This window comes from Synechococcus sp. W60.3, from assembly GCF_047502615.1.
In the GTDB taxonomy this organism is placed as follows: domain Bacteria; phylum Cyanobacteriota; class Cyanobacteriia; order Thermostichales; family Thermostichaceae; genus Thermostichus.
The window spans coordinates 17,173-32,754 of record NZ_JANSHJ010000018.1 but is presented as its reverse complement, the minus strand read 5'-3'; the positions used below and the strand labels follow the sequence as shown (position 1 = coordinate 32,754).

Sequence of the window (15,582 nt, the reverse complement as noted above, 5' to 3'; positions counted from 1 at the left end):
CATGCTTGCCAAAGGCAGCATTCTGGTTGTCGAAGACGAGAAGATCATCGCCAAGGATATCGCCAACGTCCTGAAAAAATTTGGCTATGCGGTGCCGGCCATCGCGTCCTCTGGCGAAGAAGCGATCCGATGGCTGGAGGAAATGTCGGTGGACTTGGTCTTGATGGACATCGTTTTGAAAGGGGATCTCGACGGTATTGAAGCCGCCAAGCGGATCGCCGAGCGCTTCAACATTCCGGTGGTGCACCTGACGGCCTACGCTGATGAGGACACTCTCTCTCGCGTTAAGGAGACACAGCCTTTTGGCTACATCATCAAACCTTTCAAAGAGCGGGAGCTCTACACCGCCATCGAAATTGCCTTGCACAACCACCGGCAGAGCCTAGAAAGCCGCAGGCTGGAGGAGAAAAGGCTGGAGGAGCTGCGACAGAAGCTGCAGCAGTTGCAGCAGTTTGCAGAGGTCAAGGGCACTTTGTTCAAGAAGTTCTTGCAAGATCTGAGTGAGCCCCTCTCGAACCTCAAGTTTGCCCTAGGATTGCTCAAGGAGGCAGAGTCGGAGCAGAAGCGGCAGCACTACCTACGGGTGCTGGAGGAAGAGTTTCACCGCGAGCTGGAACTGATTCATCAGACTTCTAACCTGGAAGATTTGCTAAACCTGGAAAATGTCGGCCTGCTGAGCCAGTTTAGCTTGTTGCGGGCCCAGGAGCCCAGCCGGAGTCGCCTGCTAGAAGGGGAGAAGCCGCCAGCCACAGCTACGGCTACCCTCTCCGAGCCCCCCGCAGCGGCGGCCTGTCCTGCCCCGCCGCCCAGCCCTGCCGCTGCCGAGGAGGCGATTACAGTGCCGCGGGCGACGCTGCGCCCCCTCAACCAAACTCAGTTGGCAGAGCGGCTGGGGGTGGTGGTCTCCGCCATCACCTACTGGAAGTTCAAGAGTGGGTTTCCCGAGTGGAGCCGCAGCCGGGATCCGGACGGCATTGCTTGGCACTACTCGCCCGATTCCAAGCGCTTTTCGCCCGTGCCTTAGCTAGCGCTGCACGACTTCCAGGCGCACCGGCGCCAGCCCCGAGCGCACCATCCCCAGGGCCTCCGCCGCCCGCAGGGAAAGGTCGATGATCCGACCGGGGATGAAGGGGCCGCGATCGTTGATGCGCACGACAGCCTGGCGCCCGTTGTCCAGGTTGGTTACCCGCACCTCGGTGCCGAAGGGGAGGGTGGGATGGGCAGCTGTCATCTCGTGGCGGGTGGGGTGCAGGTCATACCAGGAGGCGATCCCTTCTTGCACAGGCCCGACCACTCGGACAGAGTCCGGTTGCGCCTGGGCCTGAGTTTCTGATCGGCGGGCAGCGGTGGCTTTGGCGGCAGTCAGGGTGGCCGGCTGGGGCAGGGCCGAAGGGGCAAGAGGAGGGGCATCCAGCAGCAGACGGCGCAGACGATTGGCAGCCAAAACCGCTGTATCCACCGGGCGTTGGTTATCCAGCAGCAGCACTCCTTCGTCGATGCGCAGCAATTCCTCGTCGTTTACCCGAACCGCGTAGAGGGGATCCCCGGATTGGGGCTCTGCCCAAGCCAGAGTAATGGTCGTGTCCTTCAGGGATCCCTGGGCCATTTGGTTGAGCCGGGCCACGAGGGAGCTGGCCCGCAGCAGCGGCGACTCCAACCCGGGCTGCTCGACAAAGCTGACAACGGGGAGATCCCGAACGTAGACGGTGACCACCTGCCGCCCGTCCATCTGGTAGTCGTAGAGGGTGGAGACAGGCTGGCTGGACGACTGCTGCTGTTCGCCGATCTTGAGGATGGGCTCTTCCATTGGCCGAGAAGGGATTGCCCGGCGAGCCAGGGAAAGAGACTGCGAGTGTTGGGGGTTCAAGGTGCCGAGTTTGGCTGCGGGGGGGGGGGGGGGGGGAGAGACAAGGTCAGTTGCCGGGGAGAGGGAGTGGGTTTTGGGGGATAGCTGGGTTGCTCTGGCACTAGGGGAGCCGCTGCGAGTTGAGGCTTGCGCCCGCGAGGTTGGGCTGCCCAACATACCTGCCGGCAAGCTGAAGGCCGTAACACAGAGACAGCCGACCAAGCCCACTTGGCGGGCGGGAGCCAGTCCCTGTCCAAGCCGCTTCCAATTTCGCATGAGGCCGCGCTCCTCTCGAAACTCCTGTACAACGTCCAATGCGACAGTAAAACAGAAGTTAATGTACCATAGGTTTCGAAGTTGACAAGCTTGCCCGGCCAAGGGCAAAAGCCCAAGTCCCGTCAGCATAAGGATTTTCGGCATCTTGGACTACCGCTCAGCAGGGGTTGACATTGAACTCGGACGCGCTTTTGTCAAGGGGATCCGGGAGCGCGTTGAAGGCTCTCAAGCTCAGTCTTCAGGTTCTTCAGGAACCTTGGGCGGCATTGGCGGCTTTGCCGGCTTGTTGGAGCTACCGGCGGGCTACCGGGCCCCGGTTCTGGTTGCCGGCACTGATGGAGTGGGCACCAAGCTGGAGATCGCCCAGCAGTGGGGGCAGCACCGCGGCGTGGGCATCGACCTGGTGGCCATGTGTGTCAACGATGTGCTGACGGTGGGGGCCAGGCCGCTGTTTTTCCTGGACTACATTGCCACCGGCAAGCTGGAGCCGGAAGCGCTTTGGCAGGTGATCGACGGCATCTTGGAGGGCTGCCAGGAGGCCGGCTGCCAACTCCTGGGGGGGGAGACGGCAGAGATGCCGGGGTTTTACCCGCCCGGCAAGTACGACCTGGCGGGTTTTTGCGTCGGGATCGTCGAGAGGGCAGACGTTCTCGACAGCTCGCGGGTGCAGCTTGGGGATCGGTTGTGGGCCTTGCCCAGCAGCGGGTTGCACAGCAACGGCTTTAGCCTGGTGCGGCGCATTGTGGCCGAGCGGGGCTGGCCTTGGGATCACCAACCCCCTGGCTGGGATCGGCCTTTGGCGGAGGTCTTTCTCACTCCCACCCGCATCTATGTCCAGGCAGTGCAGCGGCTGCAGGCAGCAGGGATCCCCCTCCACGGCATGGCCCACATCACCGGCGGCGGCATCCCAGAAAACTTGCCCCGCTGTTTGGCTCCGGAGCAGGCGGCGCGGCTAGAGCCCCACAGTTGGCCCATCCCACCGGAGTTTCTCTGGCTGCAGGAGCAAGGCCAAGTGGAGACCTTGGAGATGTTCAACACCTTCAACCTGGGGGTAGGCTATGTGCTGGTGATCCCTCCTGAGGCGGAAAATCGGCTGAGATCCCTGCTCCCCGAAGCCTTTCCCATTGGCGAGGTGGTGCCGGCCCGCCTAGGGGAGAGCCGGGTCTTGGGGCTGGAGGAGTGGGGATCCTTGGTACCTTGAGTCCCCACCAAAGGGGGGAAGGAGCTGGCTGTGTTTGCGGATCCCTGCCGCTGCTGTGCTAAGTTTGCTGATGGCCTCGGCGCTGCTGCCTCTGTTGCTCTCAACCTCCGCCTATTTCACAAGAGAAGGGCTGCGCGCTTTCCCATCTCCGGACTTGAGCTGTTGGCCAACTCCCGCTGACCCTCTAGGTTAGGAGCCGCCGATGACAGGTTTATCCACTGCTCCTGCAACCAAGGCTGCCATCGAAGTGGAACATCTGAGCAAAACCTACGGCAGCTTTACGGCCATCCGCGACATCTCTTTCCAGGTCAACGCCGGCGAGATCATGGGGTTTCTGGGGCCCAACGGCGCCGGCAAAACCACTTCTATGCGCATTTTGGCTGGCTATTTGCCTGCCAGCGAGGGGACGGCGCGGGTGGCCGGGTTCGATGTGCATGAAAACCCTATGGCGGTGCGGCAGCGCATCGGCTACCTGCCAGAAAACCCGCCCCTCTACCCGGACATGACGGTGGAGAGCTACCTGGACTTTGTCGCCCAGATCAAACGGGTCAGCGCCGGGGATCGGCCGCGACGGGTGGACGAGGTGATCCGCCGCTGCAGCCTGGAAGACAAGCGCCACACCTTGATCCGCAAGCTCTCCAAGGGGTACAAGCAGCGGGTGGGCCTGGCCCAGGCCCTGGTGCACGACCCGCCGGTGATCATCCTGGACGAGCCCACGATTGGGCTGGATCCCAAGCAAATTATCGAGGTGCGCAACCTCATCAAGAGCCTGGCAGGAGAGCACACCATCATCCTCTCCACCCACATCCTGCCGGAGGTGAGCATGACCTGCGACCGGGTGGTGATCATCAACCGCGGCCAGGTGGCGGCCATTGGCACGCCCGCCGAGCTGACGGCCCAGCTTCAGGATCGGCAGCAGGCGAAGCTGGTGGTGGGCGCTCCTGAGGAAACGGCCATCCGAGCGGCCCTGCAGAACCTGCCCCAGGTGGAGGTGGTGAGCTTGCAGGCCCTGGGATCCGATCCCCCTCGCTGGCAGGTGCACCTGAAGAGCCATGTTTCTGCAGAAGGCTGGATCCCGGAGGTGGCCAGGGCCCTGGTACAGGCGGGGATCGACCTCTACGAGATCGGCCGTCCCCAGGCTTCTTTGGAGGAGATTTTCCTGCAGCTCACTACCCAAGAGGGATCCGAAGGCGCGTTGGAGGAAGCGGCATGAACGGCGTGGTTGCCATTTTTCGCAAAGAGCTGCGCGGCTACTTCACCTCCCCCATTGCCTACGTGGTGGCGGCGGTGTTCTGGGGACTGGCGGGGTTTTTCTTCGTCAACATCTTGGTGCGGGTGATCAACTTCTCGCAGCAGGTGGATCTCTTTGCCCAGTTTGGCCAAGAGAACCCTTTTGATGCCGCCACCATCCTGTCGCAGCAGTTTCTCAATCTGCTGGGCACGCTTTCCTTATTTTTATTGCCCATCTTTACCATGAGCTCCTACGCCGAGGAGCGGCGGCGGGGCACCATGGAGCTCTTAGCCACTTCCCCCATCACCAACCTAGAGGTGGCCCTGGGCAAGTGGCTGGCGGTCTGGGTGTTTTTCATCACGCTGCTGCTGCCGCCGCTGGTCTACCACGTGCTGGTGCTGAGTAGCGCCAACCCAGCAGTGGACTACCGCCTGACCCTGATGGGCTATGTGGGGCTTGCTCTGCTGGCCGGCAGCGTCATGGCCCTGGGGTTGTTCATCTCTTCCCTGACCGACAGCACCCTTATTGCGGCGGTGGCTACCTTTGGGCTGATCCTGCTGCTCTGGGTCATCGACGCGGCAGCCGGCCAGGAGAGCAACTGGATTGCCGCCACTCTGAGGCATGTCTCGCTGCTGCAGCAGTACAGCAACTGGGTGCAAGGGATCCTCAGCAGCAGCAGTGTTGTCCTTTTCCTCAGCATCATCGTGCTGGGGCTGTTTGCCACGGTGCAATCGGTGGAAAGCCTGCGCTGGCAGCAGAGCTAGGGTTGCGTTGGGAGGAGTGCGGTGATGAAAGCTTGGCAGGCATTGGCAGATTGGACGGGGATCGTCGGCCTTGGCGTCGTGGCCATCGGCCTGCTGGTGGGAGCTGCCCTCACCGGCTGGACGGCTGTGCCGCTGAGCCTGCTGGCAGCAGGCCTGGCCCTAGTGGTGGTGTGGGGCCTCACCCACCAACGGGAAGTCGGCGTCTTCCTGGGCCTGCGCTCTACTCAAACCAACGCCAACATCCTGGTGGCGGTGACGGCTATGGCCGTCATTCTGGTGCTGGTGAATGTGGTGGCGGCGCGCTACGACCTGCGCCTGGATCTCACGGAAGAGGGGCTGTTTACCCTCTCCCCCCAGACGCGGCAATTGGTGCAAGGGCTGGCCCAGCCAATGAAAGTCTGGGTGGTCACCACCGCCCCCGATCCCAACCTGCGGGAACAGCTGGAGCGCTACCGCCGCCTCAACCCCGAGCGCTTCCAGTTTGAGTTTGTGGATCCCAACCGCGATCCCCTCACTGTCCAGCGGCTGCAGGTTACCCAAAATAACACCCTGGTGGTCGAATCGGGCAATAACCGCCAACAACTGCCCCAGCCGCCCGCCCCTGAGCTGGAGAGTAAGCTCACCCCTGTGCTGGCCAAGGTGGTTAACCGCGGCGAAGTGGTGGCCTATTTTGTACAGGGGCATGGGGAGGTGAGCCTGGAAGCTCGCGAGGGCACCCCAACCCTGGCCCAGGCGGTGGCAGCCCTCGGCCAGGAGGGCTACCGGGTGGAGCCGCTGAACCTGGTGCAGTCGCAGATCCCAGAGGAGGCGGATGTGTTGGTCTTGGCAGGGCCGCAGCGGGCTCTCTTCCCCGGCGAGGTGGAGAAGCTGCAGGACTACCTGGCCAAAGGGGGGCGGCTGCTGCTCTTGATTGGGCCACGGGTGGATGCCGGCCTGGATCCCTTGCTGGAGGAGTGGGGCGTGGTTTTGGGGGATGACTTCATCATTGAGGTGAGCAGCGTCAGCCAGCTTTTGGGCACGGGGCCGGCGGTGGCCCTGGTTACCACCTACGGGGATCACCCCATCACCGCTCCCCTGGCAGAACAGCGGCTGATGACCCTCTTCCCCCTGGCCCGTTCTGTAGACACTGAGGTCCGCGAAGGGATCCAGGCCACGCCTCTGCTGCGCACCAGCCCGCAGAGCTGGGGAGAGACCAGCCCCAACCTAGAGGCCGGCCCGCTGCAATTTGACCCGGATCAAGACAAGCCCGGCCCCCTGACCCTGGGCGTAGCCCTGACCCGCCAGGTGAAAGGCGATCAGAAGACCTCAGAATCCCAGGAGGGGCCGACCGAGGCTCGGCTGGTGGTGATCGGCAACGTCAACTTCGCCCTCGACGGCAACCTGAGGCAGCAGGGGAACCGCGATCTCTTCCTCAACACCCTCAACTGGCTCACTGAGCGAACCGAACAGATCTCCATTCGCCCCAAATCCATCACCGACCGCCGTCTTGCCGTGACCGGCCAGAACTTCCGCTGGCTGGTGCTGGGATCGACGGTGCTCCTGCCGCTGGTGGCGTTGGGATCGGGGGCCGTGCTCTGGTGGCAAAGACGATAGGGCCAAGGAGGACGAGCATGTTCAAGCGCAGCACCTGGATTCTCTTGGGCTTGGCAGTGGCTGCTCTGCTGGGGTATTTCCTCTTTGACAACTTCCAGCAACTGCGCCAGCAGCAGCAAGCGGAGCGGGCGCGGCTTTTCCACTTTGCCCCCGACACCATTGCCCACATTGAGATTCGCCAGCAGCAAGAGGGGGAACCGGAGGAAATCCTTTTGGAGCGCACTCCTGAGGCAGAAGAGGGATCCCGTTGGCGCATTATCCGTCCCATCCAGTCGGCGGCGCTGGACTTCCCGGTGGAGCAGTTGCTCAACAGCTTCTCCCGCCTCACGCCTCAAATCACGCTGGAAGGGGCTGAGGATTTGGCGGCCTTCGGCCTAGATAAGCCGCGCCACCAGATCGCCCTCTTCCCCCAAGAGGGGGATCCCTACCGCCTGGACATTGGCAACGACAACTTCGACGGCTCCGGCTTCTACGCCAGGCCAGAAGGGGGAGAGGTGGTGCTCTTGGCCAGCACCCAGAAGGGATCCCTCTTGCCTTCTCTGCTGGCTTTGCGGGACAAAACTCTGCTGCGCTTTGACACAGCGGCGGTGAAGTCTCTGCAGGTGCAGTTGGCCGAGGCAGAGCCAGAGGTCGTTCGCTTGGAGCGACAAGAAAATACGTGGCAGATCGTCGAGCCCCGCGAGCTGCCTGCCGATGACCTGAACGTCGACCGTCTGCTCAATACGTTGTCTCGCCTGCAAGCGGTGGAGTTTCCGGCTGAAACCAAAGCGGAGCTGGCTCCTTATGGTCTGGAGAAGCCTTCTGCCCAGCTAACCGTTGAGCTCAAGGATGGCAAGACCCTGACTGTGGCCTTGGGAGCGGAAAAAGAGGGCCAGGTGTACGTCATCACCTCCGAGCACCCGGCGGTGGCCACCCTCCTCACCAGCACCGCCGACATTCTCCGCTCCGACTTCGAGGAGCTGCGGGATCACCGCATCGCCCGCCTCAACCCCAACCAGGTGGGCCCAGTTACCCTGGAATCCCAAGGGGAGCGGGTTACCCTCAATCCTCTGCCCCAGGAGAAGGGATCCCTGGATCTGCGCTGGGAAAATCCGGAGCAACCGGGCCAGCCGGTCAACCTCAGCTCCCTCTTCTCCAGCCTCAATGCCGCCCGCGCCAAGGAGTTCCTGCCGGAGACGGATCCAGACGCCCAAAAAGCCTTGGCCGAGCCAGATCTGAAGCTGACCTTTGAGGCCAAGGGCGAGGACGGTCGGGATCCCTTGAGGTTGAGCTTGACGTCTGCCGGCCTGCGTGCCTATGTACAAAGCAGCTATCAGCCGGATATTGCCGTCATCGACCTCAGCACCTTCAACAGCGTGGAAACCGAAGTGAACCGCTTGCTGGAGGGCAAAGCGGAGGAGACAAGGGACCAACGGGGAGGGTCTTCCTCAGGCTCCTAGCGGTGGCCGGCGGGCTTTTCTTAGCTGGCAGAGGCGGTGGTTGTCTCTTCTTTGGCTGAGGCTGCTTTTTTCAGAGCCTCGCCCTGGATCGTCAACACCGAGCAGGGGGCCCGGTGGAGCACGTAGTTGCTGACGCTGCCCAAAAACAGCTCGCTCAGGCCGGAGTGGCCGCGGCGGCCCACCACAATCAAGTCCGCCTTCCAAGAGCGGGCCAAGTCGCAGATGACCCGACCGGGGTTGCCGTAGTTGAGGCGGTACTCGGCGCGAACTCCCTGCTCAGCGGCTTTCTCCACCAGCGAGCGCAGGTAGTCCATCTGGTTTTGCTCGAAGATGGCACACTGCTCCCGATAAGACTGCCACAGCTCAGCGCTGATGGTGGAGCTGTAATCCACCCCCAAGATCATGGGCGGCTCTGGGGCACCGGGCTCTTCCTGGGACAAAACATGGAGGATCATCATCTCGGCCTGCATGGCCTTGGCCAGTTGGACGGCCTTTTGAAACACTCCCTGGCTCAGCTCCGACCGATCCACCGCCACCAAAATCCTGCTGAACATACCGACTTCCTCCAAATGGCTAACAGATGGGCAAAAGACAAGGCTTGACTTCGGTTTCGACTCCAAGTTCCTTTTTTCTTTGCCCTCATCTATCTGTGTTGTAAAAGAACTGGGCGAGAAAACCGCGGGCATCTCGGATGACCTGTCGGATTGGCAATGAAAGTTCAGAGATCTTGACACAGGTCAGAACTCATCCTCCTGGGCTGTCCACTCTAACACCGCCTGCGCAGCAGTTCCAGCGTCAGGGTGGGGATCCGCCGTTCCTGCCCCGCCCAGGTGCCCAAAGAGCCAGGGGTGGGATAGCCGATGTCGTCGGTTACCGGCAGGCCGTTGCGAGCAGCCATCACCTGAGCCAGCTCAAGGGCAGGGCCATTGTAGTTCACGTAGGGATCGTTCTGGCAGGAGTGGGTAGAAAGGACAAATCGGGGTCGAATCTGGGCCAAACTCGCCAACAACGCTTGTGTCTCCGGCTCGGAGCCTGGGGCCGCTCCCGGCGGATAGCGAGCTTCCAAAGAAGCCGCGATCCAATCTTGCGTGGGCAGATTGCGGTTGAGATCCACGCCGTTGGCGTTGAGCCGTTGCCCTAGGGCACAGCCATCCGGGTTCAGGCATGGGATCGCCCAAAGCGCAGCCCTGCCCTCCAAGGATCTCCATTTCCCAGAAGCCACGTAGCGCTCGATCAGGGCATAGCCTTCCACCTCATCGCCATGTACGCCGCCGACCAGCAGCAAGGGGCGGATCCCCTGGGTGAGCTGCCAAAGGTAAATGGGACGCCCCTGCACCGAGTGGCCGATCACTTGCAGAGATGCCAAGGGCTCACCGGCGCCCAGTCTTGGCAACATAGGGGATCCCAGCAAAACTTGCACCGCTAGAACGGAATATCGTCCGGCTCCGCTGGGGAAGCCCCCCCTCCTTCAGAGGAGTCCACAGTTGCAGACTCACCCATCCCCGTCAGAGAGAGAACCCGCGCCGATCCCAGTTGGTGGACGCGACGCGCGGTGATCTCGGCCAACTTTTCCTTACGCCCATCCCGCTCCACCACATTCATGTGCAGTTGGCCCTCCACCGTGATCTGATCCCCCACGCGGCAGGTGTCCACCACCCGCTGGGCCAGCTCTCCAAAAAAGGCAACCCGCACTTGGTACGGTGGCTCCTCCGGGCGCAAGCTGGGAAAGCGCAGCACCAGTGAGGTAACGGCCAGGTTGTCGGGAGTGTAGCGCAGCTCCGGCTCGCTGGCCACTTCCCCCATCAAGACAATCGAGTTCATGACAGAGCCACTGTAAAGTCTATTGGGGCGTTAAAAGAAGGCAGCTCAACTACCTTTACCATGCCTCCAGACCCGGATCCCGTCAACCTAGTTCACGCGCAGAGTCATGTAGCGCAGGATGCTCTCGTTGATGCGCAGATTTTTCTCCCAGGTGGCCACTGTCCTTGGCTCGGCCTCGTAGTTGAACTGGATGTAGAGGCCTTCCTTGAACTTCTTCATCTCAAACCCGGCAAAGCGGCGCTTGCCTCTGTTGGTAATTTCCAGGCCAGTTGCCCCGTTTTCTCGTAGGAGCGATTCCTGCTCGGTGAGGAGTTGTTGCAAGGGTTCGTCCGAGAGGTCGGGGCGCACGATCAGCATTGTCTCATAGGCGCGGGGCATGGAAGCCAGTTCTCCTTGGGAATCCAAATCAAAAGGTGCAGTAGGCTATCCTAGCTTCTCTTTGCGACAATCGAAAAGGGCCACAGCTCAATTCTCCACCCCTCTGCAGCGACAAAAGCAAGCCTCTTCACAAGAGGGGATCCGTTGTCCGATACAATAGGGGATACTTCGATAGCTGCCGGTTGGCTTAGCCAAGACACTCTCAGTCGATCGATATCTAGGGTTCCAAGCATGAGCGCAGATGAAGTTTACAGCCGTGTTCGCAAGATCGTGTCCGATCAACTAGGCGTAGAGGACGACAAAGTAACCCTGGAAGCTAATTTCCAGAACGACCTAGGAGCCGACAGCCTCGATACGGTGGAGCTGGTCATGGCCTTCGAGGAGGAGTTCGATCTGGAAATCCCCGATGAAGATGCGGAGGGCATTGCCACTGTGCAGGATGCCGTCAACTACATCCTCTCTAAGAAAGCTGCCTAGCCTGGGAGAGGGCAATTCTGCCGGCTTGCCTTCCTTCTAACCGGAGGGTACCGGGTCGAAACTGCTCATGGTTGTCGTGGATCCTGCCGCCGCTCCTATGTCCATCCCATCCAACTTCCATCGCCGTGTTGTCATCACGGGGCTAGGGGCGATAACCCCCCTTGGCAATTCTCCTGGCGAGTTCTGGCAGAGCTTGCTGGCAGGGCGCTCTGGCATTGGGCCAATTACCCACTTCGATGCCTCTCGCCACGAGTGCCGCATTGCCGGGGAGGTGAAGGGGTTTGATCCCCTCGACTACCTGGATCGCAAGGACGTCAAGCGCACCGATCGCTTTGTCCATCTGGCCCTGGCCGCCACCCAACAGGCGCTGGAGGATGCCCAATTTCGCATTACCGATCTCAACGCTGAGCAGGTGGGGGTGATCTTGGGCACCGGCATCGGCGGCATCCGGGTTTTGGAAGAGCAGCAGACCATCTACCTGCAAAAGGGGCCGGATCGCTGTAGCCCCTTCATGGTGCCGATGATGATCGCCAACATGGCAGCAGGCCACGTGGCCATTCGCTTTGGCGCCAAGGGGCCTAACTCCTGTACGGTGACGGCCTGTGCTTCTGGCTCCAACGCCATCGGCGATGCCTTCCGGCTCATCCAGCGGGGGGAAGTGCAGGTGGCCATTACGGGGGGCACAGAAGCGGCAGTGACTCCCCTCTCGGTGGCGGGGTTCAGCGCCATGAAGGCTCTTTCCACCCGCAACGACGCCCCCGAACAGGCCTGTCGGCCCTTTGACCGGGATCGGGATGGCTTTGTCATGGGGGAAGGGGCGGGGATCCTGCTGCTGGAGGAGTTGGAACACGCCCGATCTCGCGGCGCCAAGATCTATGCCGAGATCGTCGGCTACGGCCTCACCTGCGACGCCCACCACATCACCAATCCCGCCCCCGCGGGCGAAGGTGCTGCCCGCGCGATGCGGCTAGCCCTTAAAGATGCCGGGATCCAGCCTGACCAGGTGCAGCACATCAACGCCCATGCCACCGGCACGCCTGTGGGGGATGTTGCCGAGGTGCAGGCCATCAGGGCAGTTTTTGGTGAGCATGCCCCTCGCCTAGCCATCAGCGCCACCAAGTCCATGACCGGCCACCTGTTGGGGGGAGCAGGCGGCATTGCCACCGTAGCGACGGCCCTAGCCATCTACCACGGCTGGGTTCCCCCCACCCTCAACTTGGATAACCCCGACCCCGAGTGCGAAGGGCTGGACTTTGTACCCCATAAGGCGCGGCAGATGGCTGTTGACGTGGCCTTGGTCAACGCCTTCGGATTTGGGGGGCACAACGTGACCCTGGCCCTGCGCCGCTATTCCGCCGACTAGGGGATCTTGCCCATGTCCACCCCCGAAGGCCCCTTGCCCTCGATTCGTCAGCAGGCTCTGGCTGCCCTGACTGCAGAGCTAACCCAAAGAGGCCACCCGCCTGAGTATGCCCAGCACATGGCGGCGGCGGTGATTTTTCAGGCCGATCTGGATCTCTGCACAGCCCAGTTGGCGCGCCTCCTGAGTTGGCTCAAGCAAAACCATCCGCAGCTCTATCCAGAGGCAGTGCAACTGGTGGATGCCACCCGCGAGGAGTTTGAGCGGCGGGTTCAACGAGGATAAGAGATTCGTAGAGGCCTGGGGTGCCAAGGCTAGGATAGGGGGTATCTCCTTATCTCCAAGCTCGCTGCCAATTGCCGCGGAGCTGCTCCCCCCTCTCCCTGGGGGAGGGAGCTGGGGGTGAGGGAAAAGTTGTGTTGACCCGCTAGGCATTGGAGATGGCTACTGCGGATGCGAAGTTCCCCGAGCGGATAGCTCAGCCGTCCTCTCAGGAAGAGCCTGGAAAGGGATCCCTGCTGCTCCATGTTGGGGGCATGAGCTGCGCCGGCTGTGTTCGGGTCGTCGAGCAGACCCTGCTGAATCAGCCGGGGGTGGTCAAAGCCAGCGTTAACCTGGTTACCGAATCAGCTCTTGTGGAACTTGCCCCTGGGATCCAGCCTGATCCCGAGCATTTGGCCCGGATCTTGACGGATGCAGGGTTTCCCAGCTCTTGCGCCGCCGGCAGGGGCGATTTTCCCCAAGCTCAGGCTCCTTCCCCCGACGGATGGGACAATGCCCTGGACGCGCCTGCGGATCCCCTCGCGCGGCAACGGCGGCAAGCCCAAGACCACCTTCGCCAGGCCCTCACCGCCGTTTTTTTGCTGCTCATTTCTGCCGCTGGACACCTGGATCTTTTTGCCCGCCTGGGCCTGCCCGTCCTCAACGACGTCTGGCTGCACTGGGGGTTGGCGACGCTGACCTTTGTCGGCCCGGCCCGCGGCCTTGTCCTGGACGGCTGGCGGGCGGCGCGGCGGCTGGCCCCCAACATGAACACGCTAGTCACCCTGGGATCCGGATCCGCCTACCTGGCCAGTCTGGTGGGGTTGCTGGCCCCGCAGGTGGGCTGGGAGTGCTTCTTTGAAGAGCCGGTGATGCTGCTCAGCTTCATCCTGCTGGGGCGGGCCCTGGAACAGCAGAGCCGTCTGCGGGCGGCCAGCAGTTTGCAATCGCTGCTCAACCTGCGCCCCAGCGTTGCTTGGCGAGTCCGACCCTCTCAACGGTCAGGATCCCCAGCCGAAGACCTGAGCAAAGGCGAGCTGGCGGCAGAGCAGTGCCCCGTGGAACAGGTGCAGGTGGGAGACTGGCTGCAGGTGCGGGCTGGCGAGCAGATCCCGGTGGATGGGGAAGTAATTGCCGGCCAGGCCACGGTGGACGAGGGCATGCTCACCGGGGAATCCCTACCCGTGCTCAAACAGCCAGGGGATCCGGTCGTGGCCGGGACGGTCAACCAATCGGGGCTGCTGCTGTGCCAAGCTACGCGCACCGGCAAAGACACCACCCTGGCCCAGATCATCCGCTTGGTGGAAGAAGCCCAGGCCCGCAAGGCCCCCATCCAGGGCCTGGCCGACCGGGTGGCCGGCTACTTCACCTACGGGGTGGTGGTGCTGGCCCTTCTCACCTTCGCCTTCTGGTACTGGGTTGGGATCCCCTTGTGGGGCAGCGAGCTCCTGAGGGGGGTCGGCCTTCACTCCCCTCTGCACCTGGCGGATCACCCGCCCCACCCCACCCCTCTGCTCCTCAGCCTTAAGCTGGCCATCTCGGTGCTGGTGGTGGCCTGCCCCTGTGCCCTCGGATTGGCGACGCCGACGGCCATTCTGGTGGGCACCGGCCTGGGCGCGGAGCGGGGGCTGCTCATCCGCGGCGGCGATGTCCTGGAGAAAACCCACCGCCTGCAAACGGTTGTCTTCGACAAAACCGGCACCCTCACCCAGGGGGATCCGCACCTAACAGATTGCCTGGCCCTCGACCCCTCTCTGGATCCGGCTCGGCTGCTGCAACTGGCGGCCACGGTGGAAAGCGGCACCCGCCATCCCCTGGCCCAGGCCATTTTGGGGGCCCTCCGCGAGCGAGGACTACCCCTGCTCTCTGCCGACGAGTTTTACACTCAGCCAGGCCTGGGGGCCTCGGCGCGGGTGGAAGGGCAAGAGGTCATCTTGGCCTCCTTAGAGGGGCTGGCCGCCCTAGGGATCCCGATTTCCCCGCAAGCGCAGGCCCAAGCCCAGGCGCTGCTACAAGCTGGCAAAACGGTGGTGGGGGTGGCCGTGGCGGGATCCCTGGTGGGGCTGTTGGCGGCCCAGGATCCCTTGCGGCCCGACGCCCGGGCAACGCTGCAACGGCTTCGGCAAATGGGCCTGCAGGTAGTCCTGCTAACCGGCGACCGAACCGAGGTGGCCCAGCAGGTGGCCCAGGCCTTGCAGGTGCCAGGGATCCGCGTCATCGCCGAGGTGCAGCCGGCAGACAAAGCTCAGGTTATCCGAGATCTGCAGGCCCAGGGTCAAAGAGTCGCCATGGTGGGTGATGGCATCAACGACACCCCCGCCCTGGCCCAAGCTGACGTGGGCATGGCTCTGCACTCTGCCACCGCTGCCGCCCTCGAGACTGCCGATATCATCCTCATGCGCAACCGCCTCTGGGACGTCGTGGAAGCCATCCGTCTCAGCCGCGCCACCTTCCGCAAGATCCAGCAAAACCTCCTCTGGGCCTTCGCCTACAACTGGGTCGGGATCCCGGTGGCTGCCGGTGCGCTCCTGCCCAGCTTCGGCATCGGCCTCAGCCCCGCCCTGGCCGGCGGCCTCATGGCCTTCAGCTCCCTCAGTGTAATCTTCAATTCACTCCTTCTCAGGAGAACTTTTATAAGTGGTGGATCCCCTGACGAGCAAAATTAAAAAGTGTTAAAGACAACCAATATTCCGCCTACTATCTGTTTCTATTTCCGAAGTTTTACTGACTTCTGCCACAACTTTTGCCCTGCTCAGGCCTAGTAGGAAGCAGCGATCTCGATTAAGTTCAATCAAGGAAATTAATTAGCTTTGACTTTTGAAAAGCCAAATGTAATAATGAGGCTTGCGCTGGCCCAAAGCTGCCTCGTTTTGTACCTTGCGTAGCAAGGGAAAAACCGTGAAAACACTGAAAAAGTCAGATCCGAAAGTTGGAG

Annotated in this window: 15 protein-coding genes; 10 read left to right on the top strand and 5 right to left on the bottom strand. The window is 62.1% G+C overall.

Annotated elements, in window-relative coordinates; translation table 11 throughout:
* Position 1: 1 nt before the first annotated feature.
* Positions 2 to 1,024, top strand: a complete 1,023-nt coding sequence (locus NW846_RS07865; RefSeq protein WP_011431655.1) for a response regulator — start codon at positions 2 to 4, stop codon at positions 1,022 to 1,024.
* Here the strand turns inward: NW846_RS07865 and NW846_RS07860 are convergent, their stop codons facing one another.
* On the bottom strand, positions 1,025 to 2,122 hold the full coding sequence (locus NW846_RS07860) for a septal ring lytic transglycosylase RlpA family protein (RefSeq protein WP_414515705.1): 1,098 nt from the start codon (positions 2,120 to 2,122) through the stop codon (positions 1,025 to 1,027).
* 145 nt (positions 2,123 to 2,267) lie between these two features.
* Here NW846_RS07860 and purM point away from each other — a divergent pair, with 145 nt between their 5' ends.
* From purM to NW846_RS07835, 5 genes are all read left to right on the top strand, one after another.
* Positions 2,268 to 3,323 (top strand): phosphoribosylformylglycinamidine cyclo-ligase, encoded by a 1,056-nt coding sequence (gene purM, locus NW846_RS07855; protein WP_414346061.1) that lies wholly within the window; start codon positions 2,268 to 2,270, stop codon positions 3,321 to 3,323.
* 202 nt (positions 3,324 to 3,525) lie between these two features.
* On the top strand, positions 3,526 to 4,536 hold the full coding sequence (locus NW846_RS07850) for an ABC transporter ATP-binding protein (RefSeq protein WP_099812663.1): 1,011 nt from the start codon (positions 3,526 to 3,528) through the stop codon (positions 4,534 to 4,536).
* Complete coding sequence (locus tag NW846_RS07845) at positions 4,533 to 5,318, top strand: ABC transporter permease (protein ID WP_011431651.1); 786 nt, start codon at positions 4,533 to 4,535, stop codon at positions 5,316 to 5,318. Before NW846_RS07850 ends, NW846_RS07845 begins: the two co-directional genes overlap by 4 nt.
* A 24-nt stretch (positions 5,319 to 5,342) precedes the next feature.
* Positions 5,343 to 6,911: a GldG family protein gene (locus NW846_RS07840; protein WP_414515711.1), complete on the top strand. Its 1,569-nt coding sequence runs from the start codon at positions 5,343 to 5,345 to the stop codon at positions 6,909 to 6,911.
* A 17-nt stretch (positions 6,912 to 6,928) separates the two neighbouring features.
* On the top strand, positions 6,929 to 8,350 hold the full coding sequence (locus tag NW846_RS07835; protein WP_414346932.1) for a DUF4340 domain-containing protein: 1,422 nt from the start codon (positions 6,929 to 6,931) through the stop codon (positions 8,348 to 8,350).
* A 20-nt stretch (positions 8,351 to 8,370) separates the two neighbouring features.
* Here NW846_RS07835 and NW846_RS07830 read toward each other — a convergent pair whose 3' ends face one another.
* From NW846_RS07830 to rpsF, 4 genes are all read right to left on the bottom strand, one after another.
* Positions 8,371 to 8,904 (bottom strand): universal stress protein, encoded by a 534-nt coding sequence (locus tag NW846_RS07830; RefSeq protein WP_041438695.1) that lies wholly within the window; start codon positions 8,902 to 8,904, stop codon positions 8,371 to 8,373.
* Between the two features lie 212 nt (positions 8,905 to 9,116).
* Positions 9,117 to 9,746: a M14 family zinc carboxypeptidase gene (locus NW846_RS07825; RefSeq protein WP_011431647.1), complete on the bottom strand. Its 630-nt coding sequence runs from the start codon at positions 9,744 to 9,746 to the stop codon at positions 9,117 to 9,119.
* A 26-nt stretch (positions 9,747 to 9,772) separates the two neighbouring features.
* Positions 9,773 to 10,171: a single-stranded DNA-binding protein gene (locus NW846_RS07820; RefSeq protein ID WP_099812668.1), complete on the bottom strand. Its 399-nt coding sequence runs from the start codon at positions 10,169 to 10,171 to the stop codon at positions 9,773 to 9,775.
* Between the two features lie 87 nt (positions 10,172 to 10,258).
* Complete coding sequence (gene rpsF, locus NW846_RS07815; RefSeq protein ID WP_011431645.1) at positions 10,259 to 10,549, bottom strand: 30S ribosomal protein S6; 291 nt, start codon at positions 10,547 to 10,549, stop codon at positions 10,259 to 10,261.
* Positions 10,550 to 10,780: 231 nt separating this feature from the next.
* Between rpsF and NW846_RS07810 the strand changes: the two genes are divergently transcribed.
* The 4 genes from NW846_RS07810 to NW846_RS07795 all read left to right on the top strand — a co-directional run bounded on the left by NW846_RS07810 (position 10,781) and on the right by NW846_RS07795 (position 15,313).
* Positions 10,781 to 11,026: an acyl carrier protein gene (locus NW846_RS07810; RefSeq protein ID WP_011431644.1), complete on the top strand. Its 246-nt coding sequence runs from the start codon at positions 10,781 to 10,783 to the stop codon at positions 11,024 to 11,026.
* Between the two features lie 97 nt (positions 11,027 to 11,123).
* Complete coding sequence (gene fabF, locus NW846_RS07805) at positions 11,124 to 12,389, top strand: beta-ketoacyl-ACP synthase II (RefSeq protein ID WP_414515702.1); 1,266 nt, start codon at positions 11,124 to 11,126, stop codon at positions 12,387 to 12,389.
* A 12-nt stretch (positions 12,390 to 12,401) separates the two neighbouring features.
* On the top strand, positions 12,402 to 12,671 hold the full coding sequence (locus NW846_RS07800) for a hypothetical protein (RefSeq protein ID WP_414346934.1): 270 nt from the start codon (positions 12,402 to 12,404) through the stop codon (positions 12,669 to 12,671).
* 155 nt (positions 12,672 to 12,826) lie between these two features.
* A complete protein-coding gene (locus tag NW846_RS07795; RefSeq protein WP_414346935.1) occupies positions 12,827 to 15,313 on the top strand; it encodes a heavy metal translocating P-type ATPase in 2,487 nt (828 codons plus the stop codon).
* The last annotated feature ends 269 nt before the right edge of the window (positions 15,314 to 15,582 follow it).